Annotated in this window: 19 protein-coding genes; 10 read left to right on the top strand and 9 right to left on the bottom strand. The window is 46.8% G+C overall.

Annotated elements, in window-relative coordinates; genetic code table 11:
- Positions 1-223: 223 nt before the first annotated feature.
- The 4 genes from V6668_RS07090 to V6668_RS07075 form a co-directional block, all read right to left on the bottom strand.
- Positions 224-574, bottom strand: coding sequence for a type II toxin-antitoxin system PemK/MazF family toxin (locus tag V6668_RS07090; protein ID WP_024630714.1), 351 nt, complete (start codon positions 572-574; stop codon positions 224-226).
- A 3-nt stretch (positions 575-577) separates the two neighbouring features.
- Entirely contained in the window at positions 578-859 is a 282-nt protein-coding gene (locus V6668_RS07085) for a CopG family ribbon-helix-helix protein (RefSeq protein WP_017690037.1), read from the bottom strand.
- A gap of 260 nt (positions 860-1,119) precedes the next feature.
- Positions 1,120-2,307 carry an alanine racemase gene (gene alr, locus V6668_RS07080; RefSeq protein WP_127551307.1) on the bottom strand — a complete coding sequence of 396 codons (1,188 nt, stop codon included), beginning with the start codon at positions 2,305-2,307 and terminating at the stop codon, positions 1,120-1,122.
- Between the two features lie 394 nt (positions 2,308-2,701).
- A complete protein-coding gene (locus V6668_RS07075) occupies positions 2,702-3,898 on the bottom strand; it encodes an outer membrane lipoprotein-sorting protein (RefSeq protein WP_076319104.1) in 1,197 nt (398 codons plus the stop codon).
- A 248-nt stretch (positions 3,899-4,146) separates the two neighbouring features.
- Between V6668_RS07075 and V6668_RS07070 the strand changes: the two genes are divergently transcribed.
- A complete protein-coding gene (locus V6668_RS07070; RefSeq protein ID WP_076319103.1) occupies positions 4,147-5,640 on the top strand; it encodes a serine hydrolase in 1,494 nt (497 codons plus the stop codon).
- A 243-nt stretch (positions 5,641-5,883) separates the two neighbouring features.
- On the opposite strand, the gene V6668_RS07065 is transcribed toward V6668_RS07070, so the two are convergent.
- A complete protein-coding gene (locus V6668_RS07065; protein ID WP_338708027.1) occupies positions 5,884-7,767 on the bottom strand; it encodes an ABC transporter substrate-binding protein in 1,884 nt (627 codons plus the stop codon).
- A gap of 93 nt (positions 7,768-7,860) precedes the next feature.
- On the opposite strand from V6668_RS07065, the gene V6668_RS07060 reads away from it, so the two are divergent.
- The 4 genes from V6668_RS07060 to V6668_RS07045 all read left to right on the top strand — a co-directional run bounded on the left by V6668_RS07060 (position 7,861) and on the right by V6668_RS07045 (position 12,555).
- On the top strand, positions 7,861-9,141 hold the full coding sequence (locus V6668_RS07060) for an MFS transporter (RefSeq protein ID WP_338708026.1): 1,281 nt from the start codon (positions 7,861-7,863) through the stop codon (positions 9,139-9,141).
- Positions 9,142-9,315: 174 nt separating this feature from the next.
- Positions 9,316-9,525, top strand: a complete 210-nt coding sequence (locus V6668_RS07055) for a helix-turn-helix transcriptional regulator (protein ID WP_017690042.1) — start codon at positions 9,316-9,318, stop codon at positions 9,523-9,525.
- Between the two features lies 1 nt (position 9,526).
- Positions 9,527-10,297 (top strand): DUF3169 family protein, encoded by a 771-nt coding sequence (locus tag V6668_RS07050; protein ID WP_076251515.1) that lies wholly within the window; start codon positions 9,527-9,529, stop codon positions 10,295-10,297.
- A gap of 50 nt (positions 10,298-10,347) precedes the next feature.
- A complete protein-coding gene (locus V6668_RS07045; protein ID WP_338708025.1) occupies positions 10,348-12,555 on the top strand; it encodes a serine hydrolase in 2,208 nt (735 codons plus the stop codon).
- A gap of 153 nt (positions 12,556-12,708) precedes the next feature.
- Here the strand turns inward: V6668_RS07045 and V6668_RS07040 are convergent, their stop codons facing one another.
- Complete coding sequence (locus V6668_RS07040) at positions 12,709-13,758, bottom strand: hypothetical protein (RefSeq protein ID WP_338708024.1); 1,050 nt, start codon at positions 13,756-13,758, stop codon at positions 12,709-12,711.
- Complete coding sequence (locus tag V6668_RS07035) at positions 13,758-15,593, bottom strand: HSP90 family protein (protein ID WP_338708023.1); 1,836 nt, start codon at positions 15,591-15,593, stop codon at positions 13,758-13,760. Before V6668_RS07035 ends, V6668_RS07040 begins: the two co-directional genes overlap by 1 nt.
- 446 nt (positions 15,594-16,039) lie before the next feature.
- Between V6668_RS07035 and V6668_RS07030 the strand changes: the two genes are divergently transcribed.
- From V6668_RS07030 to V6668_RS07020, 3 genes are all read left to right on the top strand, one after another.
- Entirely contained in the window at positions 16,040-16,945 is a 906-nt protein-coding gene (locus tag V6668_RS07030; protein WP_338708022.1) for an ABC transporter ATP-binding protein, read from the top strand.
- Entirely contained in the window at positions 16,938-17,771 is an 834-nt protein-coding gene (locus V6668_RS07025) for an ABC transporter permease subunit (RefSeq protein WP_076251509.1), read from the top strand. The genes V6668_RS07030 and V6668_RS07025 overlap by 8 nt, the downstream gene beginning before the upstream one ends.
- A 136-nt stretch (positions 17,772-17,907) precedes the next feature.
- The gene (locus V6668_RS07020) at positions 17,908-18,702 is read left to right on the top strand and encodes a MurR/RpiR family transcriptional regulator (protein WP_256720035.1); all 795 of its coding nucleotides are present in this window, start codon (positions 17,908-17,910) and stop codon (positions 18,700-18,702) included.
- Positions 18,703-18,705: 3 nt separating this feature from the next.
- Here V6668_RS07020 and V6668_RS07015 read toward each other — a convergent pair whose 3' ends face one another.
- Complete coding sequence (locus tag V6668_RS07015; protein ID WP_338708908.1) at positions 18,706-19,692, bottom strand: Gfo/Idh/MocA family oxidoreductase; 987 nt, start codon at positions 19,690-19,692, stop codon at positions 18,706-18,708.
- Positions 19,693-19,970: 278 nt separating this feature from the next.
- Between V6668_RS07015 and V6668_RS07010 the strand changes: the two genes are divergently transcribed.
- The gene (locus V6668_RS07010) at positions 19,971-21,257 is read left to right on the top strand and encodes a DUF5050 domain-containing protein (RefSeq protein WP_338708021.1); all 1,287 of its coding nucleotides are present in this window, start codon (positions 19,971-19,973) and stop codon (positions 21,255-21,257) included.
- 187 nt (positions 21,258-21,444) lie between these two features.
- Positions 21,445-23,076, top strand: coding sequence for a helix-turn-helix domain-containing protein (locus V6668_RS07005; RefSeq protein ID WP_338708020.1), 1,632 nt, complete (start codon positions 21,445-21,447; stop codon positions 23,074-23,076).
- Between the two features lie 128 nt (positions 23,077-23,204).
- Here V6668_RS07005 and V6668_RS07000 read toward each other — a convergent pair whose 3' ends face one another.
- Positions 23,205-23,780 carry a GbsR/MarR family transcriptional regulator gene (locus V6668_RS07000; RefSeq protein WP_036611216.1) on the bottom strand — a complete coding sequence of 192 codons (576 nt, stop codon included), beginning with the start codon at positions 23,778-23,780 and terminating at the stop codon, positions 23,205-23,207.
- Positions 23,781-23,867: the final 87 nt, after the last annotated feature.

The raw sequence follows: 23,867 nt of genomic DNA, 5'->3' as shown, positions 1-23,867 counted from the left end.
ACCTCTATATATAGGTCTTTCGGGTAAACGGTTTCTCAGGTTTCATTATAGCGAAAAGATCGCCAATGTTCTACGCTTTCATCAAGCTTTAATCAAAAGAGCGCATAACAGCCCGAAGGATGTCATACGCTCTTTTGGTTACAGTCTGAATTCAGTGTGTTCCCTTACAGGAACATCCATTGCCAACGGACGGCAGGGCAGCGTACAAGACGCTGGTTGCTGCCTAAAAATCGATTAAACCAAGGCTGATCTGTAAGGCTTCGTTGACCAATTTCATGGTCTCCTCGTCCAGATGGGTAATCTTGTCAGTCAGCCTCTGTTTATCAATCGTCCGTATTTGTTCGAGCAAAATAACCGAGTCCCGGTCAAAGCCGTGTGCCGCCGCATCAATTTCAACATGCGTTGGTAGCTTTGCCTTCTGGATTTGGGCGGTGATAGCCGCCACAATACAAGTTGGACTGAACCGGTTGCCGATATCATTCTGGATCACCAGAACCGGCCTGACTCCACCTTGCTCGGAACCGACAACGGGAGAAAGATCCGCAAAAAAAACGTCACCACGTTTTACGATCAATGTCTACACCCCGCTAACTAAGCGGTCCAGAGTGCTGTCCGCATCTTCCTCCGCATGAAAGGCTTCGGATGCCATGGTCAGATTAATTTTTGCCATCTCCATGTACCCTCGCTGCATCGTTTCACGGATGTAACGTTTCTTACGCTCCGTTAAATACAGCTTCATAGCCTGCCTAATCAATTCGCTGCGGTTGGAATTCTCCAGCGCTACGATGCCATCCACTTCCTGCAAAAGATAATCAGGTAAACTGATCATGATCCGCTTGGTGTTCTGCAAGTTGGCCACCTTTCTTCCACCCCCACAAACCTTTCGCCATTGTGAACCAGTATTACGTTTTTCCAGAACTTTTATACAAAGGAATATATATGCCCCGAGTATATCAAGTATGCTGTACTCCATTATAAACACGGGGAACAATATTCGTACAGACCAAACATCTCAATTCAGGAATTAAATCCTTACCGTCATACATAATTCGAGATGCTCCGACAGTTTTCCTTCTGTTCTGAAAAAAAGTTTATTGGGAATGACGTCGAGTTTACCTGTCAGGATGTCAAAAGTGGATTGATTCTGGCGACTACTGCTCCCCCGCGGGTATATACCCGCGGAATGCGGTGCGCCATCATGCAGATCACTTCATAAGCAATCGTACCGAGCTGAGATGCCACCTCGTCTGCGGTTATTACGCCACCAGACTGATGACCGATGAGGACAACCTCTTCGCCGACTTGAATTTCTTCCGCCTCTTCCGCGAAAGATTGTAACGACACCATACACTGATCCATGCAGATTGTACCGACGACAGGGACGCGGCGTCCGCGTACAAGCACTTCTGCTTTACCTGTCAGCATTCTGGAGAATCCGTCTGCATAGCCGATCGGCAGGGTCGCTATTCGTTCGTAACCTTGCGTAAAATAACGGGTTCCGTAACTGATCCCCCAATGGGGTGGCAGTGTTTTGACCAGAACCGCTTTTGTCTTCAGCGTCAATACCGGGGACAGCTTCACCACCTGATGATTCACCTCAGCCGAAGGATACAGTCCGTACAGGCTTATTCCCACACGTACCATGTCATAGGACAATTCCGGTGTATCAATGGCAGCGGCGCTGTTCGCCGTATGTATAATCGGGATGGAACATCCCTGATCCCTGAGCGCATGAACTACGCTTTGGAACCGTCTATACTGCTCCAGTGTATAGGTTTTGTCTTCTTCATCTGCTCTGGCAAAATGGGTAAACATACCTTCCAGCATCACCTGATTGAGCGAAGCTACTTCCTGAATGAAAGCCAATGCCTCATCGCCAGGCAACAGACCTAATCGGCCCATGCCGCTGTCGATTTTAATATGAACCTTCAGTTGGTTAGCGAATGTGCTCGCATCCAGATGTCGAATGGCGTCAAGCACTTCCCTGCTGAACAGTGTGACGGTCACATCATGTTGCCATGCAACAGCGATCCCTTCAGGCGGCGTATATCCCAGTACCAGGATTGGAATCGTAATCCCATGTTGTCGCAGTTCTAGAGCTTCGTCAAGAAAAGCCACACTTAAGTAATCCACACCCACTCGTTCCAGTTCCCTAGCCGTCTCCACCGCTCCATGTCCATAGGCATTGGCCTTCACACAGGCGAGGAATTTCATGCCCTGAGGCAATGCCTCGCGGAAAGCTTCTACGTTAGTACACAAATGATCCAAATTAATCTCCGCTTGGGTCGGCCGATATTGTCCTTGCACGTTAAGTCACCTTCTCTAATCATCTTAATCCGGCTCACGTCAGACTCCATCGTAATGCTCCAGCATGTGACTGTCAAATGAACCGAAGTTTCGCATCCAAAAACAGATGTAAGGTGCGCCTTTTGAAGAACAAATGCGAACACAGAAGAAGACCGATAAGCGAGATTAGCAGGGCAAAATCCCACTTTTCACCCAAGCAAAATCTGCTTATATCGATTATTTACCCGGTTCCCTCTGCGTAGAAGCGCATTTTGCTTTATTGAGTGTATCGGGTAAGAAAAACAGCGCTAAATGAATACCTTTCTTACATCAAAGCAAAGCACCGGAGAACAGGTCTCCGATGCTTCTTAGCATTCCTTATGTTTATGCTACTATTCGTTCATTTGTTCAAAAATCATTTGCCTGACTCTTCCTGCATCGATGTTGCAATGCGTACCATTTCGTTCTGAGGCAGGTCGGCACTGGTGATCCGATATTCTATGCCATCTGTCATCCATGTCAGAGTCTTCAATGCATCTCCGCTGATCATCCCCAGTGTGAATCCAAGATCTACTACACTGGATGGAGCAAGTGATACAGCTCGATCCTGTGGTCTGGCTTCGAATATCGTGTAATTATACGTTCCTTCATAACGAAGCATAACCGAATAGTCTCCCGCTTCTTCCAGAATCTGATCGTCCTTGAGCTGCACGCCTTCCGGCGCATAGGTCGGCTGAATCACGCCGAAGCTGTCTGCCCCTTCCGGTTCTGCAAGTGTCGGCTCTTCGCCTTCCTGACCTGTCGCAGCACCTTCTGTACCTTGCTGCTCTGTGTCACCACCTACACCCGACTGTCCATCAGTAACGGCTCCATCAGGTTCAGGCGCAGTCTGAGGATTGGCAGGTTCTTTACCGCCCTCACCTGTTTGCTCCGCAGGAGTTACACCAGAATCCGTTCCTGTTTGGCCGCCCTCTTTTGTAGCTGCTGTCATGTTACGTTGCATGTCAAAGGCGTCTTTCTCAAATGCAGCACCAAATTTGAAGGAATCAAACTTCACATCCACGACCACATTGGCATTGGAGTCGGATACCTCAACCTGTTTCGGTGCGTAATCACTTTTGTTCAGCCAGATCTTCTGTCTGACGAGTGCATGTGTATTATAATTGGCAGCTACATCAAAAACATAGCTCTCCTTCTCATCCGCAAACTGACGGGTTGTATCCCCCGTAATGCTCCGAATCAATGTTTCATAGAGATATACCTGTCCTTGATTATCTGGCCAATTGCTCTGAAAACGGAAGCTTTTGTTCTGGCTCGGTGTCAAAACAAACACGCCTTCATCGTTACGCAGTACAATCTGTGTTACATCCTTTTTTGCATTCGTTAACGCAATACGATAATAGGAAGGCTTCTGATGCCATACCTCGACCTTGTACTGCTGCGGCGTATCTCCGGTATGCAGCGTCATCACGCCTGCCCCCTGGTAACTTTCCATCTCTCCTACGACTTCGTTCAGATCTTTGACCACAGCTGCCGCATCCTTCTTCCCGCAGGCGGCAAGTAAGGCCGATAAGACCAATACCATGGCAAGCATCCATGATATTCGGCGCATGACATCATCCCCTTTAGCACATGTTTTCACTTCAGGATTGTGCTTGCAGCAGAACCCCTACTTGATTAGTACATGTTATGAGGGACTTGTTCGATATATGCGGACTAGTTTGACAAGCAATCGGTGAAGTCCGTTAATACGGCATTGCTGCGCAAAATCAGTCTCAGGGAGGATGTTAACTTTATCCAGAAAAGGCATAGTGAATTGTAGGAGATTATTCTTTTTATTGAATATTAGGAGGAAAAGGTATGACGACAACAAAGCTTCGCACATCACTGGAAGGACTGGATGAATTCATCGACGAGCAGCTTCAATTATGGAATGGTGTCGGCACAGCGGTGGCGGTGGTCCATAAGGATGAAGTCGTCTGGCAAAAAGGCTACGGTTATCGTGACCTGGAGTCCAAACTTGAAGTTACCCCTAATACGTTGTTTGCCATCGGTTCAAGTACCAAAGCCTTTACCGCAGCAACTGCTGCTCTGCTTGTGGATCAGGGGATACTGGACTGGGATACCCCTGTGAAGTCGTATATGAAAGACTTCCAGATGTTTGATCCGGTCGCAACAGAACGTATAACTATTCGCGACATGCTGTGTCATCGTTCGGGTCTTCCAAGGCATGAGTTGGTATGGTACAACTCCCCGCGTACAAGAGAAGAACTTGTTCGAACATTACAGTATCTGGAGCCAAATCAGGATTTCCGAAACAAATGGCAGTATCAGAACCTGATGTACATGACGGCAGGTTATCTGGTTGGACAGCTCAATGAAACTTCGTGGGAGCAGATGGTTCAGAAGACTCTATTTAATCCGCTGGGTATGAACTCAAGTCTGTTCTCTGTTGAAAAAATGCAACTTCAGCCTGACTATGCTTACCCTTATATGGAGAAGGATGGTCAGAATACGAGAATACCTTTTCGAGCCATTGATGCCATAGGACCTGCTGGTTCCATTAACAGCAATCTAATCGATATGATTGCATGGCTTCAATTCCAGTTGCATCAAGGTCAATGGGAAGGAACGTCATTGATATCTAAGGAACAGATGAAGATTATGCATAGTCCTCAGATGCCCAGTGATTCGCCGTTTATAAGCCAAGAACTGCCTATGAGTACATATGGTCTGGGTTGGATGATTGAGCCTTATCGTGGACATGCCATGATTCATCATGGTGGGGCTATTGATGGCTTTGCATCACAAGTTGCCTTTTTGCCAGAGGAGCAGATTGGAATCGTGGTTCTGAGTAATACCAACGGAAGTATAATTCCCTATACGGTTGCTTTTCATATCATGGACCGACTGCTTGGATTAGAGCCCGTCAATTGGAGTTTCAAATTGAGAAAATTAATGGGGAAAGAATCAACAGAAACGGAGGCTAATCCGGAGAATCCTCTGGAAGTGCCTATTCAAGCAGACACTGCCGTTGAGGAAAATATTGAAGAACCTCACATCATACCTTGTGATCGCCCTTACACCGCTTATGCGGGTATTTACACGCATCCTGGTTATGGCGAGATGTCGATTCAAGAGACAACGGACGGGTTGCAAGCAACCTTTAACGCCATTGAAATGCCCATGGAATACACCGGGAAAGATACGTTTTCCGTCGAATTTGTGTTATTCGGTCTGAAGATCACGTATACATTTACCCTAAATGAATCTTCAGAAGTTGCTCAATCCATCTCCATTCCTTTGTTGCTTGAACCGGGTACAAAGCCTATTGAATTCATCAGGGTTTCGTAAATGATCTGAAACTATATAAATTGAACTAATGAATATATTTACACTGGTCACTCCGATGACAGAACAACCTTCTGATCGCTGTTATCCCCAGATTTTTTTGATTTCTTTTCATAAAGTGAAAATCCGGGGATAAAGGCGAACGCTCTGCTTCCTCAGGTTATTTCTGTCCTCTCCGTTTTGTATAAATGTTTAGTTCAATTTATATAGAAAACGCCTGATTCATTTCCGTTGTGGCAGCTAATCCTACCACAACGGAATATACACCGGATAACTCGTATTCTCTTCAGCGGCCCCAGGGCTTCTCTTCACCCACAATCTGCACAGATCAGGCAGACCATACCCCGCAAGACGATAATCTCTCAGTGAATCATGATGGGCGTGTTCTTCCTTGAAGCTGTATGTGGGCAGAAGCAATGCCTCCTGAATCAGTCGATCTTCTAGCCGAATCAATCTATTCAACCGCTCCGCAGGTTCCTGGATCATGACCACTCGTCCACATTCCTGTTCCAGTTCATGTCTCCAGTAATCATTCATCGCAATCAGGAATAACGTGTTCTGGAAGGTGTACATCGTCACGAGACTCAGCACGACATTATCATTGAAGATTTCTCCTGTATAGATCAGATCACAATCCCCAAACCCATCTTGATAGACTGCGTGGACCGGATCTCCCGGCATAATGTTGATATGTAGGCCAATCTGTTTACATCTCTCTGCAAACCAGACCATATCCGTCTCCATCTTCTCTCCTTCTTCCACCCACAGACTTAAACTCTGCCCTTGATAAGAGCTATGACGCAATAATGCTGAGGCCCGCACCAGTGAGGTCTCCACGGAAAGGTCAGGTACAGGTGTGACCGAACCATCCGGTTGTTCCGATTGCTGTTTCCATGGCTCCCCTTGATCTGAACCCACCTTTAAAGGTTGCTGTACTCGTCCTCGAATCAGACTATAGGCAGCCTGCGTGTTCGTGCTTCCGAGCGCTTGCGACAACTCCTGCGCATTCAATAGCTGTTGAACAGCCCGGCGAAAATTCACATCATGCTGTGGCCCTTCCTTTTGCATATTAAACGTCATATACATGCCACCCTGCATCTCATGCTGCACGGCACGAGGCTCCGCATCCGGAAATATATTATGCTTGATGACGGACTCCACCCTCCCAGAATGGGGAAGTTGCCATATTTCAACGCGGTCAATATAGGCTCGGCCTCGGAAGTAGGAAGGGAATACTTCCAACACAAGCAGCTTGGAATCATGACGCGTCAACCGATAAGGTCCTGTTCCAATCGGATGGAGCGGATTCATCTCCACATCTCTCGGCAAGATCGATGCAGACATACTGCTCATCAGATCCGGGAACATGAAGTTTGGCTTGTTTAACACAAAACGTACAGTCAATTCGTCCAACGTCTCTATGCGCTCAATAGATCCAAACAGAGGCCTGCACGGGTTACTATTGTCAGAGATAATGCGATCAAAGGTAAACTTCACGTCCTCTGCATCCAATATTCTGCCATGATGAAAGGGTATACCTTTGTGCAGATAAAAGGTCCATTCCCTCCCCTCCGAATGACTCTCCCATGCCACAGCCAGACTCGGTTCACAGACCTGGTGTTCAGCATTATAACGAACCAAACGATCAAAAACCTCCGCAACAATAAAAACTTCTCCCCACATGGCCGTCTGCGTGGGATCCAATGTCTTAAAAGGGATATTCCGTGGAATCCGCAATGTATCCACTCGTCCTCTGTCCCCTCCATTCGAACGCAGACCGAATTGATGCTGCATTTGCTGCATCAGATGTTCTCTCATCGTAATTGGTAAGGTGGTGGCCAGTTCATAGGCATCCTCCATCCTGTTCCCATCCAGGAGATGGTCAAACCGTTCACGCGCCACTTCAAGCAACGGGACACAAAATACCAGCATCGATTTTTTGCCTCTTCCGCGTTGCGGGTTCCACCTGACCCATCCGTTCTCCTTGAATTTGTTCATAATGAGGTTCATATTGCGCATGGTACAACATAAAAGATCGGCAAGTTCACCTACCGTTGTAAGTACTTCTTGTTCATCATGTACATGTGGAAAGTTTAATCGCAGTTGAATGTAATGTTCTGATACGTCCATAGTTACCCTACCTTCTGCTAAAATACGAAATCCATTCGGATGCTTCTACAGTTTTTCTTCAGGTTTTCCTCCATTATACTCAGTAACATCAACATGACCAGTGGGAAGGAAGAACAACGATTTATGAAATACGCCGATCTGCACCCGAACATCAGGATACGTATCATTACTGATTTTTTCACCGATCTGACCCAAAAGTCCATCATTCCATTCATGGCGATCTATCTGAGTACTCAGATTGGCGCAGGTTTGGCGGGGTTATTGCTGACGGTCAATATTGTGGCTTCCATGATTGTGGGATTGTGGGCAGGATATTGGTCTGACCGAATTGGACGAAAAAAATTAATGGTGATCGCACAAAGTCTCCAAGTCATGGCTCTACTCGGCTTGGCCATCGCCAATTCGCCGTGGATGGATTCGATCATCGTCACTTGCCTCATGTTTCTGCTCAGCAGTCTCAGTTCAGGGATCACCGTGCCGATTGCTAATGCCATGATTGTCGACGTGAGCAGTGAACATGAACGTCATTATGTATATGGGTTGCAATATTGGACAACAAATGTTGCTGTAACTTTTGGTGCACTGATGGGCGGGCTGTTTTTCGAATCATTTCGTTTCCTATTGTTCAGTCTGGTATGCCTTGAAAGCCTAGCTACCCTGTTTATTTTGATCTTTATGATTCGTGAAACAATGGATAAACGTGAATCAGGTTATGGCGATGCTCCCATCCAGAGGAACATATTGAAAACCTACTGGGCGGTCTTTCAGGACAAACGTTTCATGATATTTTTCACGGCTACTGTACTTGCAGTCTCCCTGGAATTTCAATTGGATAAATACATCGCTGTTCGTCTAAAAAATGAATTCACCGCACAACTGCTCGGCTCAGATATCTCAGGTCTGCATATGTTCAGCCTGATCATGGTCATCAACACCGTAATGGTTGCCTTAGTTGCCATTCCATTCACCAGATGGATAGGTCGCTTCCAGTCCCGATCTATTATGACTGTTGGTATGCTCCTCTATACCGCAGGTTTCACCGTACTTGCTTTCAGCAACTGGGCCTGGTTACTCATCTCATCCGCTATATTGCTAACCATTGGAGAATTGATGTACGCCCCTGTTCGTCAGGTCATGCTCGCGGGTATGATTCCAGATTCGGACCGTGCTGCCTATATGGCTGCTGACGGGTTGAGTTACAACGCTGCTGCCCTTCTCGGCAGTCTCGGGTTAACCATTGGAGCCTTTCTGCCCTCCTATGCGATGGCTGGTCTGTATATCCTGATGGGGCTTGGAGCGCTCGTCTTTTTCCGAATGTTACTTCGGAGGGCAGAGGAACAGAATCAACATCTGCCGTGTGCAGATGCATCTTGATTTCACTTTTCTGGCAACTTTTCCGACAACAAAATAATCATCCTAGGGAGCCCAACTGGCTCTCTTTTTCATGTCCATGATCAACGTTTAGAAGTAAATTATCTTTAACATTTTGTATATTATAGTTTACATTTAGTCAAATATCATGTACATTAGGTTCATGGAGGTGAGCAAGTGGAAGAATTACACAATCACGTTCGGGAGTTACGAGCCAGAGACCGGCTATCCCAAGCAGAACTGGCCAAACTCATTGGTGCATCCCGTCAAACCATTGCCCTGATTGAGCGTGGAGATTACTCTCCGTCGGTCGTTCTGGCACTAAAAATAGCACATGTATTTCGTGAACCTGTCGAAAAAATCTTTGAACTGAAAGGTGGAGATTAAAATGAAAAATTCATCATCCTCGTCCATTAAAAAGCGGTTGCGTCTTCCCTTGTATGCAGCCGGTGGCGCTGTAGTTGGTTTTCTCGGCGCTAGCGGAGTCAGTAAACTCCCTTCTGACTTGAACTGGACGCTGTCCGTGTATTATGACTATGATCTTTTATTCGCAATCCTGGCGGCTCTTGTGGTAGTTATGACGGTGTGGAACATCTTCAGTCTCTCCCGCACGCCATCTGTCCCTCCCATGGAAGATGACGCTTATGGAGATTCCGATTCACTCATCTCTCCCGCAGAGCGCTCCCTCGGAAAAGCGATGATCCTCAGCGGATTCAGCGTTATTCTTACGTTTACCTGGGCAGCACTTGCCTTGTCCTTGTATGCATCCAACCGAACCATGCCGAATTCTCCAGAACTGTTCAACCTCTTGAATTTTGTTGCTTCGTGTATCTCTATTATCATCGTCGTGGTCGTGCAAACTCTGACTGTGAAGCGATACAACCGTTATTATCCTGAACGCACTCTGGATCTGAACTCGCGCAATATGAAGAAAGATCATTTTGAGAAGCTGGATGAAGGCGAGAAATGGATTGTCTATCGCGCAGCCTATCGTTCTTTTCAGATGATGAATGTACTTCTTGGTGTTGGAATGGTCTCTATGGTTCTATATTCGATGCTCTTTACCTTTGCTCCATTCCCGATTGTAATGCTCTCTGTGATCTGGATTGCCAACATCGGAATCTATTATCGTGAAACCTATCGTGCGAGTAATCAGTAATACATGGTTAGGTAACTATTTTGTAAATATTTTCATAAAGGAGTGTTTGCATGCATTTATCCAAACGAAAGACCCGTTTCAGGTTCACCTCCCTAACAGGAGCTTTTATGGCTGTGGTTCTGTCTCTCAGTCTGTGGGTACCCGCAGTTCAGGCGGAGACCGCAACTCCAGTAGCTGCTGAACAAGGAAAGACGAAAGCGCTGACAACCGAATCAGCTACAGCATTTCTGGATTCATTCTTCGATTCACCTGAGGCAAAAGCCCATTATGTGGGAGCCTCCGTTGTTGTTGTGAAGGATGGCAAAGTTCTGGCGGAAAAAGGATATGGCTTCTCCGATGTGGAGAGTAAAACAGCGATCGATCCCAAAAATACCGCTTTCCGCGTAGCCTCTGTCTCCAAAACGTTCACGTCAGCAGCTGTAATGCAGCTGGTAGAGCAAGGCAAGGTTGATCTGCAAGCTGACTTTCAGACCTATGTGAAAGGGCTCAAATTTGATAATCCTTTTGACAAACCTGTAACTGTGGAGAACCTGCTCACACACACGACCGGATTCGAGATCCGTGATCCGCAACAGGAAGACATCCATACTGATTTTGATAAGTACATAGCGATGGAGGATTACGCACAGCAACACATGCCTCCTGTCGTTCGCGAGCCTGGAAGCGCCTATATGTACGATAATTTCTCGTTTTTGCTGCTTGGCATGATTGTTGAAAATGTAAGCGGCGAACCCTTTGAATCCTACATGCAACAACATATCTTCAAACCGCTAGGAATGGATAACAGCAGTTTCATGCTGGACAAAAAGTTCCAAAAGCAGCTGGCCACAGGCTATGATGCGGCACACAATCCGCTTGATCTGTACACCATCTCTCCAACACCAATGCCTCAAGGTGGCATGTTGTCTACCGCTGAGGACATCGGGAAGTTCATGATTGCGTTCCTGAATGATGGCGTGAAGGACAACAAACGAATTTTCAAGGATTCCACAGTGAAAAGCATGGAACAGTACCGTTCTTCCATTCATCCACTGTTACCAAACACGACGTATGGATTCGAAGCTGCATTTCAGCTTCCCGGAGCAGGAAGTAGTCCAAAAGTTATTACAAAAGGAGGCGACCTGACCGGATTCAGCTCTTATCTCTTCCTTATTCCCGAGCAAAATACAGGCGTTTTCCTGACGTATAATCAGAATGGAGCACTTCGTAATCTGTTCTACCCTGCATTCATCCAGAGCTTCTTCCCGGAATATGCAGATCCTGTACAGTTCAAGGATTACACGCCGCAATCCGCAGCTGAGCTGCAACGCTTCACCGGATTGTACGCCGATCTTCGACTTAGCACGATTGTAAGTTCCCTGAAAGGTGGCGGGGATAAGCCAGGACAACTGAGCATTAACGATGTATTCCTGGGTCAACGCAACCTGATTCAGGTGGAAGATAATCTCTTCAAAGATGAATTGACTGGTCAATTCACAGCATTCAAAGAATATGCAGATGGAACCACATACATGAAAGAACCTTACCTCAACCCTATGGGTTATGAGAAAAAAGGTCAAAAGCCTATGGGCTTCCGGGATGTTCGTGAGAACAGTCCTTATGCCGAAGCCATCTATGCCATACAATCTCTTGGATATTATGAGAATGATGGCAACAAGTCCTTCCAACCAAAAACAGGTGTGACACGAGCTGAATTTATTGAGAACACCCTTAAACTGAGTGGATTGAAGCCCAGCAAAACTACGCCTCCTGCTGGCACCGACTGGGCAGATCATGCAGCAGCCGGATATATTCAACTCGGATATGAGTTGGGTATGATTACTGGCACGGACGAACAGCAATTTAAGCCGGATCAAGTGATTATCCGACAGGAAGCAATGGTCATGATGTGGAGAATTATGCAACTACAATATCCTAGCGAACTGTTCAATGATGTGAAACTTGCGGGGCACACAGATGCATGGGCTGTACCAGCCATTCAGATGATGGCGAAGCTTGGTATCCATGGACCCGAGGTGAAGGTAATGGAGGATGGTTCTGTTGATTTCCTTTCCCGCAAACCTCTGATTCGTCAGGAAGAGGCTGCGATTATGTATGCGCTGCTTACTCAACCAACAGATCAAATTGTCGCTGAACTGATGGCAGCTCAACAACCGCAAGCAGAACCTGCTGAAGGAGCTGAGCCTGCAGATGAGACATCTGAAACTGCGCCGGTTCCTGTACCAGCGCCGGTCCCTTCTGTGACTTCAGCACAATAAAAATAAAACATCTTCATACCGATTAGATTGATCATGCTTATGATGCAAGAAAAAAACAGGCTTGTTCAGAAGGATACGATCCTTCTCGAACAAGCCTGTTTCGTTACTTTTCATAACTTATTATAGCGATCGGTTAATGAGTTATATCCGTCTCTATTCGATCAACGAAGATACATGGAGGTTCCCGTTGCGCTGATCAAACTTGGCTGCAGCGGTCTGAGCATGCTCCGCAAAGTAATCGGCCAGCTTGAGCAGGTCGCCCGGGTCACCTTCATACGGGAAGGATGCTGGCAAACGCAATCGGTATTCTGGAGATTCTTCCACCCAGCGGCGAAGCAACGATGCCGCTCTGGCATAGAAAAACATTTTAGCGTAAGGATCTTCATGATCAGCAGCGAACACCAGTGTTTCCTCCAGCACATCAATGCCTTTCGCCGGGTTCGTACGTGTGAGATAATCCATCTGCTCCGCAAAACTCTGCACAAAATCGTTCTGGCCTTTGATCAGGCGATATCCCTTGGTCTGATGTTTATCTGCTTCCGCAGTCCGTCCCAGTCGATATAGCGGCATCAAAATTTCAGACAAAGTCAGATGCGGAATCTCTGCACAGCTCATACGCCCTTTCAGGATAGGCTGTGCCGCCTCCAACACCTTCTCATCGTCTCCTTTTAACAAGAAATATCGCATAATCTCATCCTGCTCACAGGCTTCGCAGTCACTCATAAAGTCACGATCCATCGTTCTGAATCGATCATAACTGCGTCCCGCTTCCTCCAGCTCCCCAAAATCCATAAAGATCCGGAACCGATAATACCAGTAGGAGCGTTCGCTGTAACCGTAGGACTTGAAGCGCCGTCCGAAATCCTCCAACAGCTCCAGGATCTTCTCGCGTGATATTTCCGGAAAGTCGGGCATCTTGCCCAATATCCATTTGTACGACCACATTAACGTTTCTTCATCATATTCTTCGGGCTGTTGGTCGAACTTGCCCAACTGCCAGGAAAAAGCAATCAGTGCTTTCATTGGATAACCACAGAATGTTGCTGTCTCCACAATCTCCGATCTTGCTTCATATGCCTCTTCCTCCATGCCGTTCACATCGGCAACTCTTGCCGCTTCCTCCAGCATACCAAGCTTCGCCGGACCATTGGGCAAACCATAGGCTTCGTCCATCAGTTCTTCAAAATCCATCTCTGTCTTCATCAGGCTTCCCCCTTACGATCTGTATTTGCACGTAAACCCCAATCAATAAAACGAACAATGCCCTGATTTAACACTTCAAGCTCCTGCTTGCTCATGGCATAATGCCCCATCATCAGTGCATTGACGTATAACATTTCGATGGCAATCGGTGTCATCTGGTCATCCGGTGATGTCAGTACCCGCTGAATGATCGGATTACTCACGTTCAAATACAAGGTTGAGTACCCTGCTGAACTCATGTTAGAAGATAATGAACCCAGAACAGACGAGAACAATTCCGTGCTCTCCTCGCTTGCTTTTTCAAGCGCACGAAGTGTTGAGGATTCCTGAGACAGCGTGAACAACACCGGCAGATCCGAAGGTTTAAAACCTTTCACCTCAGCCCGACAACGGAAGCGCTGTAAGGCAGAATCGGCCAGTCGCAAGGCATCATAATACTGATTACGCTCAGCAGGTGGCACATCGGTGAAACTCATCGAGACCTGATCCGGCTGTAGCCGCTCCGTGTGTACGTTGTGCACGGTCATCGGCAGTATCGCTATCAAATCGCTGTCATAGATATAACCACCGTTAATTACCAGCATCGATTGTGCGGAAGCTACATGATGAATCTGACGGTACTCATCAACAGAGGACGTGAAATACAATGTCTCTCCTTCATCGATTAGCTCACCCAGTTCACGGTGCCCCCTCGTACTCTCAAATGGCAACCAGCGATGAATCATCGCGTAGAATGCTTGATCCTGCACAGCCAATGCCTTCATGGACAGAGCATGCAGACGAATCAGCTTCTGAAGCCGTTCCGTCTGGCTCTCAGCCATGTCGGCCAGTCCCTTGCGAAGTGCGTCTCCGAGTTCGGAGCGAACTTCCTCCAGCTTCTCATTTTCATAGAAATGTTCCCGTGATGCCGTCGGTTGAAGCTCATCTGTCCAGATCAGACATTTCACGAAGAAAGCCCACTCTGGCAAAATGTTCTCAGCCTTCTCCGAAATCAGCATTCGCTTCAGGTAAACCCGGTGAGAACGCTTGGCATTCAGATTAACCGCGTGTGGCAGTACAAAAGCAATACCTCCGGTACGGCCTGAAGCTGTCGTCAACGGAATGAAGTCTTGGAACTGCTCACCAAGCAGACGTTCACCAAAAGCCAATACCTCCGCTCTGCGTGAACATGCGAGTGCAGGGTCCATCAGCCAGATCGGTGTCTCGCTATTCACCACATGTTGCACGCCGTCATGATACAGCGTGACCGGATACGGCAATAATGCTCCGTAATAGAACAGAGCTTCTTTCACATACTCTGGTTCAAAGTAGTGCGCCGCGTCCGGTGTGCAACGCAGATATACTTTGGTCCCCGGGGACAGCTGTGTGTCCAACTGTCGAATCGTATAGGTGCCATCCGGCTTGCCCCGCCACTCCATCGAAGGGCCGCCCTTCGCGGATTGCGTCAGCATGACAATTTCGTGACTCACCATAAAACAGGATAACAACCCGATCCCGAAACGCCCGATAAAGGAAGTCTCTCCATCCAGCAGCGCTTGCTGCCCCCTCTTCGAGGATTGTCCAATCATCGCCAGGAATTCATGGATGTCAGCTTCAGTCAAGCCGATGCCGTTGTCCTCCACCATCATGGTCAATTGCTCACCTGTTCCCGTCAGTTCAACACGCACTTCACCCTGATACCCTGGCTCCGCCTCCGTTCGTGCGGTAATCGCATCCGTCGCATTCTGCATCAGTTCGCGCAAGAACACTTTAGGACTGCTATATAGATGGTTGGATAAAATCTGGATCATCCCGCTCAGGTTCACTTGAAAACGATATTCATTGGATGCTGTCATGACTCACTCACCTTCCTCTACGTCCAATACACAATATGCACCCATACGATGTATTCATATGGATGTGTTAGACGAATTCATTATGTAATCGTTAGAAACAGACGTTCCCCGTGACAGGCACGCCAAAACATCACGTCAAGCCGGCCCTGGATAACCAAGACCGGCGTTATATGCATATTTCAGGCATTCATGAGACGTAAGGCCTTATCTTTCATTACCACGTTATGAATAGCAATGAAACGGATGTTCTACCCTAAAATAAGGATACATGTTACAAGGCAGAGTGAAAACAAACCTGAGACCCGATTTCAGACAGACTTCAGGGTAAATGTGCATCTTACATTCGGGACTATTGAAGGAGGAATAGATCTTTTTTGTCGTCCATTTGAACGATATCAGCCTACCACACGTATAATCTCCAAACTCAGATCGGACGGTGAATATACATGATCGAAGTACGCAACATATCCAAGCAATTCAAAGTGCATCAAGCACTGCATGATGTCAGTTTTACAGTTAAACAAGGCAGTGTCACCGGGTTGATTGGACCCAACGGTTCGGGCAAAACCACACTGATCCGTATCATGAATGGAGTCTTGGGCGCTTCCGGTGGACAGGTAACCATTAACGGATTGGACACCGCTCGTGAGGCGGAGAAAGTACTGGCCATGTGTGGCACTCTTACCGAGCAAAGTGGATTATATGAAAATATGAGCGGGCGTGACAATCTGACTTTCTTCGCAGATGTTTTTGGCCTGAAGCATGCCAAGAAACGAATCGACGAGCTTGTAACTCTGTTCGAGTTGCAGGATTATCAGCATCGAAAAGTCGGCACCTATAGTACAGGCATGAAGAAACGCTTGGGCCTTGCACGAGTACTCTTGCACCGTCCTTCCATCCTGTTTCTGGATGAGCCCACCAATGGCCTGGATCCGGATGGAATTCAGATGGTGCTACGCATTATCCGTCAGTTAAATAAGGAAGAAAAGATGACAATCCTGGTCTCATCCCATGTGCTGTCCCAACTGTCAGCCGTCTGTGATCATTATATTTTCATGGAAAAGGGGCGCATCGTGGAGGAAGGCACGGAACAGGAGATTGTTAGCCGGTACCTGTCCACTCCGAAACTCGAAGTAGAAGCCGACATACCCGATGGATGGCACACGGCAACCGACTTTACACCTGAAATAATCTCCGCACATCAAGCAGTATTTCAGCTTACATCGCGTGAAGATATTCCATTACTGCTAAGGCAATTAACGGAGCATGGTCAAGTCTATCAGGCCCGCATCACGGGCAGTGATCTGGAAAGTATCTATTTTGCCATAAGGGAGGCACACCACCATGAATAACCGCCAAGCCATACGTGCACTGGTACGTAAAGATATCCGGTCCGTCACAGCCAGCGTTCAGCTCTGGTTGCCCATGTTGATCGTTCCACTGATTATCGGAATCATTATGCCCTCTGCTCTCCTGTGGGCGGCCTCCAGAATGGAACTTCGTTCTCTGGGCAACATCAGCTTTCTACTCGAATCATTGGATGCGTTAACCCATGGTGGACAGATTCCTCAGCTTGCTTCCATGCCTACAGATAATCATCGTATTGTCTATTACTTAGCCATGTATATGTTCGCTCCCTTGTTTCTCATCATTCCGGTAATGGCCTCCAGTATTCTGACGGCCAATAGTTTCGCTGGTGAGAAGGAACGCAAGACGCTGGAAGGATTGTTGTTCACACCGATCAGCATGGACACTCTTTTTAAAGGCAAAGTGCTAGCTGCCCTGATCCCTTCCATTCTATTATCCTGGGTTACTTTCCTGATCTATGGAATCATTGCCAATATTCTGATGTACCCCATGTTTGGAACGTTGATGTTTCCCAATCTGAACTGGATAATACTTGTCGTGTGGGTTGTTCCCGCTTGCAGTCTTATGGTCATTTTATTGAACGTCCTGATCTCAGCCAAGGTCCGTGGATTCCAGGAAGCCTATCAGCTCGGCGGATTAATTGTCCTTCCCCTCATCGCCTTAGTCGCTGGTCAAGCCAGTGGCATGCTGCTGATTGGTCCTTGGATGTTACTCATGATTGGAGCAGCGCTCCTGCTCATAAGTGTGGTTCTTCTTCATCTGGTCACGTCGTGGAATAGTCGTCAGCAACTGGCGGAAAGTCAGATCTGAATGATGTGGAGTGTAGCGACGAAATTCAACAATCTACACTGTCGCTCCGCTATACAGATTGAGAAATAAATAAACGCAGGTTATGATGTGGAGATATATGCTATGGGATGATTTTAGAGAGGAATGGAACAACTGTATGGAATCCAAACTACTTCAAAAATTAAAATATGCTTCACAATTAACGGCACAGGAGAAACATATTGTGGACTATATCCTGAGTAACCCCGAAGTTGTATTTGATTCTACAGCCCATGAACTGGCTCAGCAGACCTATACAAGCTCTTCCACCATTGTTCGCCTATGCAAAAAGCTGGGTACCAAGGGGTACCCAGACTTTCAGTTAAAACTTGCTCTTGAATATCAACAGATACCTTCCGCGTTGCAGACGCAGGATCATGTAATTGCAGAACAAGGCAACGTGCTGGCTGCCATCGACTCGGTTCCTTACCTGTACCAGCAAGCGCTGGATGATACCCGCCGGATGTTAAATGCTCCTGTTTTGCTACGAATCGCGAACTGGGTCAAAGAATCCGTACGCATTGATGTCTATGGCAGTGATATGAATTATTATCTGGCTCAACAGGCTTGTGCCAAGTGGAATGAACTCGGCATATCTGCGATTGCTCACAATAGTCCGAACATGCATTACTTGAACACGATGAATCCCAATAGCCTGACGCTCTCTTTTGTTATATCGCACACAGGTGAGAACCAATCCATGATTGAAGCCGCCAAAGTGCTGAGCAACAAACAGATGAAAGTCATCGCAATCACGGGCAACAACCATTCAACCCTGTCCAGACATTGTGATGAAACGCTGCTGGCTTACGGATACAATGAACAGTTAAGACTGTCCAAAATGTCTTCGATGGTCTCGGTACTCTACATTTTCGACATGTTGTACATGGGAAGTATTAGCGACACGTATTAACGTCTACAGCTGATCTGCTGCAAATACAATCCCGGCATCCTTACGTGCACTCATAAGTACACTCATTACAGACTGGCTGTGTTCGAGCAGTTCGTAACACCGTTTGTGATCCCCATTTGCATGGATGTCCCTGAACGCTTCCCACTCATAGTACAGCCAATTGGATTTGGTCTGCGCATTATACGCCTCAGCAGGCTCATTCCCGATCTGAAGCTTGATCTCCCGGCAACCGTTTGCTCCTCCCACAACCTGAAGATAACCTTTCTCCCCCTGAATGAGCACAAAGTTCATGCTGTTTGTGTCTTTGGCACCTACACATTCCGCAATAAACTCCGGATACTTAAGAACCACTACACCTGACGTATCAATGCCGTTTGCATGCTTGTTCGCGGTATACGATACGGTATTCGGACTGCCAAACAGATTCATGACCAGATGCAGATTATAAATATTGATATCCATCAGCGCGCCACCAGAGAAATGTGGATTGAATACGTTCGGCGTTTCCCCTGCAAGCAGATCATTGTATTTGCGCGAGTATTGACTGTAGTTACACTGGATGAGTTTGATCGGACCAAGCTTTGGTAGTTGCTCCTGTATGACTTTAATATTGGGCAGATGAATGTTGGAGATGGCTTCAAACAGCAACAGATTCTTTTCTTTTGCAAGTGCAATCAGCGTTTCTGCTTCCTCAAGCGTGGACGTGAACGGTTTTTCGCAGACGACATGTTTGCCATGTTGAAGTGCCTGATAGGCCTGTTCGTAATGCATGCTGTTTGGTGAAGCAATATATACGAGATCTACATTTGTATCTGAAAATAGGGATTCCAGGTCCGTATAGATGGTATCGACCCCATACTTACCCGCAAGCTCCTGTGCTGTCTCTCTCTTCCGGGAGTACATCGCTGTACACGTAACATCTTCCAGCTCATTGATCGCAGACAAAATGGCATCCACAATGGACCCTGTACCAATCGTTGCTATATTCATCATATCGTTTCGCTCCTGTCGTTGGTTGTTTGTCAGTTGGCTCTCTTCGCTGCTCTGGTTGAGTGTAATGTTATCACGATCAAGTCAGGCGGAGTATGCTTTGGGACGGGATTGGCAGCATCATGCGCAATTTGATTTCAGGTTTGAATGACTATGAAATTCAATTTCAATCTCTTCTTTTTTTCATGTTTGAGAGCTAACATATCTTCCATAGTTTACCGATATAACATAAGGAATTAACGACATACATATAGAAGAACGAAGGGGACGATGAACGAATGAAAACAAGGTATACATACGTACAACGCACCATCTGTACATTGCTGTTATTTACACTCATTGCAGCAGTGACATTGGGAGGTGGAACCTCAGCCCAGGCAGCTTCACTTAGCCAATCCACAGTGTATTATGAGTCCGACGGAGTTTTGTACAAAGTATCGGCGGATGGCAGCAATACAACAGAAGTATTAATTGATTTCCATGGTGTGGACTTGCTCGCGGCAGGCTCTTATCTCTACTACACGCAGACTGCTTCTTCCACAACCTTGCTTCGGGTTCCGAATGACGGGTCCAGCGATGCGGCAGAGACATTTGCTACAGATGTACTCAGCTATTACACGGATAACGGATTCATCTATTATCTGGATGCTACAGGTACCATTTATCGCGCGAATGGCAATAGTGACGCTTCATCTGTCACCAAGATTGCTGACAAGGCTGATACCGACTTCCCATTCCTCCTGGTAACCAAAGGGCGTGCCTACTATAATGCGTTGGTTAATGGAAACACGTGGATCGTGTCCAAAACGTCCAACGGTGCTGGAGCTGTGCAGCGGATTGCCGCAGGCGCAGTGGAAGGACGTTATTTTACGAATCAAGCCAAAAACGAACTGCAACTGATGGTAAATACAGACCCCTACGAGGAGTTTTACTCCACCAATGCTGTTGTCATGTATAAGGTGAAATACAACACTGGCAAAGCAACTGCGGTTAATCCCAAAGCCAAACTGGATGTGAATGCTGTATATTCCGGTGGTTGGGGAAACAATCTTTACGTGTATAATAAAGGAATCGTTCTCGACAGCAATAAGGATTACAATTATGCCAAAGGCAAAGCGTTTGCGTTAACCACTTCAGCCAAAACACTTCAGCTTCATAACAAGAGCGTTCGTGAAGCAAGTGCCTTAGGTACAGACAAGGTTGTCCTTATTGATGCAGACAAAAAGGCTTATGCCAAAACGGTCTCGGGCAACAAAGTGACCAAGTCTGCCAACCTGAACCTGACAAATGTAACGTATGTGGCGAATCAATTGACCAATGGTACATCTACGGCTGCATACATCTCGGGCAACAACGGGCTCTATTCGGTTAATACAGCTCTCAAAGTAACGAAACTTACCGGGGACGAATGGGATGCATTCCATATCAGAGATGATGTTGCGGGCCTCTTCTACATCAATGCCAAAGATCAATATCGCTTGTATCACGTGCAAACGGGTGGAACAGGGAAAAAAGTAATGAGCGACGTTTTCCTCGACAATATTCTATTGGTGACACCGTACTAACATATCCTGTTGATTCAGGCGTATAGCCCATTCAACGGACTTGTCCATAACAAAAAGGATTACCATGCAGCCATAACGGCTCTTGGTAGTCCTTTTTTGGTTGTCGAAAACTATTTTTCAAAAACATCTTCCATATGAGAATGATAATTGTTATCATTAAGAAAAATAAGACAAAAGGATGGTCCGTATGACTGAACAGTTTCCCTTCATTGCTGAAACCTCATCTCTACCGCTCCTCTCCTCCATGTGCCGTGTGCGTCGTGGGGAGAATTTCCGTGTGCAAGGCCAGACGGTGTCACGGCCCATGCTCTGTCTTATTTTGCAAGGAGACGGTGTTCTGGTCCTGAATGATACAGTCTACACGGCGCAAGCGGGCAGCTTGTTTGTACTGAAGCCAGGAACAACCATCGAGGCCGCTGCACGCTCGAATATGACCGAATGTATATTGCTAAGCATGGATACGGTTTGTTTGCAACAAGTGCGCGGTGAATGGAAAATGACCTCTTCACCTGCCTTCCCGCTGGATTGGCATACAGGCAGGTTACTGGTTCGTCATGAGCAGCAGGCTGTATTACGTTTGGAACAACTGTATGAAACCTATCGCGGCCTTCAACCCGATCACTTTATCAGCATACATAGCCAGCTGCATGAACTGTTGCAATTTCTCTCAGAGAACCGGCTGGAAGCCAATCATGAGAAAGTGGACCCTGCCTTGGAACGCAGTATTATGTATATGCGACGTTACATGAGTGAAGGAATCAGCATGGATCAGCTTGCCAAGATTGCTGGACTCACGCCCAGCTCTTATTCACGCAGTTTCAAGAAGGCCAAAGGCATGTCACCGACCGATTACCTGAATCGTTTACGTATAAACGAAGCCAAAAAACAGCTGACAGAGGAATCCTGTGTCCTAAAAGACGTCGCGGTATCTGTCGGGTATGGCAATGAGTATTATTTTAGCCGCAAATTCAAACAAACCTTGGGGATTGCTCCCAGCGTATATATGAAAAGAGATCAACTTCGCGTAGCTACAGCATCCATTATGGGATTCCATGAGAACTTGGCCTCGCTTGGACTGCGCCCGGTAGCTGTGCTGGAAGGTGAAGGTGTGTTTGACCGAGAATCGGATGAATATGAACAAGAACGCCGATTAACCAGACAATTCGATCAACTTCGGCAGGCGAAGCCAGACTTGATCATCGGTGACTTTTACCACAAGCCCTACTATGATCGCCTGAAAAGTATTGCACCCACCATCATCTTGGAGTCCACTGATGACTGGAAAGAGAACCATATTCGCATAGCCGAACTAGTCGGACGTGAGAAGCAAGCGTTGCTGAATTTCAAAGAACTTGAATTTCGCAAGCTTGAAGCAAGCCTGAACCTGCAACCCTATTTCGGACAAAAACGGTTGGCTCTGATGGAGGTTACGAATCAGTTCATTCGCTTACAAGGGACTGGCGAGCATCCATTAAATCACTTGTTGTATGCTGAATTGGGACTCCAGCCTGCTCAGCTCGTATCTCCCGAAAGTTCCAGAAATGAGTATGTAGCGGATAGTATTCCCGTGCTGGACACGGATTACCTGTTGATCCATCGTGCTTCGCTCCAGCCTGTCAGTGAAAAGGTGTTCCGACGCATGAAACAAACGGCATCATGGAATCGATCCCCTGCTGTATTGTATGGTAACGTTCACGATATTTCGAACTGGCAACGGTTATGCTGGACCCCGGGTGGCCGGTTGCAGATTCTGAACGAACTGGAACAGCTTGCTCAGCAGTCTGTAGTCTTTCCTCAGGCGGGTCTGATCGGACATTAGATGTGAACATAGGTCGATACGATGGGCAAGATTATCTTTTACATCGTGTTCCTTCATTAATAATTCAGTAAGATATTGCACAGGCCAAAGGACCCTCTCCTATAACGGAAAGGGCCCTTTGCATGTAATTATGAATGTTCCTTAATCTCTTCCTTCGGAACCAGCTTGTATATCTCTTCATTTTCCATGGTATCAATCAACCGATCCAACCATTTGTAATATGCTTCCGCTTGCAAAACTTTGTGTTTGTCTTCCATCAGAATGTGGATAAGTTCAGCGTCTGCCTGCTCATCCAGACCTTCGACTAACCGATTCAGTTCTTCAATTGATTTGCGTAGAATCTGAAGGTTACTCTCCACGGCTTTTCTCCATTTAATCGCAAAATAATCCGTAAACGTCTGATGCCAGTCGTATTCCACTTCATATAGGTCTTTTCTGGAGCCCTTGCTCCACACTTTATTTACCATTTTCAAATCCAGCAGTGTTCGTACACCTGTACTCATACTCGTTTTGCTCATTTCCATTTCCCGTCCCATATCGTCAAGGGTCATTGGTTTGTCTGCAAAAAATAGCAATCCATATAAGTGTCCCGTCGACAGCGTAACGCCGTAAAGATCCATATTACGTCCAATGGCTTCAATGACGCGCTTACGAATCTTCAGCACGGTTGCCTGCTGTTCCTCTTGTAAATGGTCCAAGCCCATGCTTGCAACCTCCATTCTGAACATTCCACAGTCTTTGGCGAAATAATTGCAACACTTTAAAAGTCCTGCTTACATGGGAAAGCACTC

The organism is Paenibacillus amylolyticus (assembly GCF_036894225.1).
GTDB lineage: Bacteria > Bacillota > Bacilli > Paenibacillales > Paenibacillaceae > Paenibacillus > Paenibacillus amylolyticus.
This window is presented reverse-complemented; position numbering and strand designations above follow the sequence as displayed.

What these genes read in the sequence shown, in the direction of transcription:
- V6668_RS07075 (WP_076319104.1), bottom strand. Translation starts at nt 3,898, where the DNA reads ATGCGCCGAATATCATGGATGCTTGCCATGGTATTGGTCTTATCGGCC.
- V6668_RS07070 (WP_076319103.1), top strand. Translation starts at nt 4,147, where the DNA reads ATGACGACAACAAAGCTTCGCACATCACTGGAAGGACTGGATGAATTC.
- V6668_RS07065 (WP_338708027.1), bottom strand. Translation starts at nt 7,767, where the DNA reads ATGGACGTATCAGAACATTACATTCAACTGCGATTAAACTTTCCACAT.
- V6668_RS07060 (WP_338708026.1), top strand. Translation starts at nt 7,861, where the DNA reads ATGACCAGTGGGAAGGAAGAACAACGATTTATGAAATACGCCGATCTG.
- V6668_RS07050 (WP_076251515.1), top strand. Translation starts at nt 9,527, where the DNA reads ATGAAAAATTCATCATCCTCGTCCATTAAAAAGCGGTTGCGTCTTCCC.
- V6668_RS07045 (WP_338708025.1), top strand. Translation starts at nt 10,348, where the DNA reads ATGCATTTATCCAAACGAAAGACCCGTTTCAGGTTCACCTCCCTAACA.
- V6668_RS07040 (WP_338708024.1), bottom strand. Translation starts at nt 13,758, where the DNA reads ATGAAGACAGAGATGGATTTTGAAGAACTGATGGACGAAGCCTATGGT.
- V6668_RS07035 (WP_338708023.1), bottom strand. Translation starts at nt 15,593, where the DNA reads ATGACAGCATCCAATGAATATCGTTTTCAAGTGAACCTGAGCGGGATG.
- V6668_RS07030 (WP_338708022.1), top strand. Translation starts at nt 16,040, where the DNA reads ATGATCGAAGTACGCAACATATCCAAGCAATTCAAAGTGCATCAAGCA.
- V6668_RS07025 (WP_076251509.1), top strand. Translation starts at nt 16,938, where the DNA reads ATGAATAACCGCCAAGCCATACGTGCACTGGTACGTAAAGATATCCGG.
- V6668_RS07020 (WP_256720035.1), top strand. Translation starts at nt 17,908, where the DNA reads ATGGAATCCAAACTACTTCAAAAATTAAAATATGCTTCACAATTAACG.
- V6668_RS07015 (WP_338708908.1), bottom strand. Translation starts at nt 19,692, where the DNA reads ATGAATATAGCAACGATTGGTACAGGGTCCATTGTGGATGCCATTTTG.
- V6668_RS07010 (WP_338708021.1), top strand. Translation starts at nt 19,971, where the DNA reads ATGAAAACAAGGTATACATACGTACAACGCACCATCTGTACATTGCTG.
- V6668_RS07005 (WP_338708020.1), top strand. Translation starts at nt 21,445, where the DNA reads ATGACTGAACAGTTTCCCTTCATTGCTGAAACCTCATCTCTACCGCTC.
- V6668_RS07000 (WP_036611216.1), bottom strand. Translation starts at nt 23,780, where the DNA reads ATGGGCTTGGACCATTTACAAGAGGAACAGCAGGCAACCGTGCTGAAG.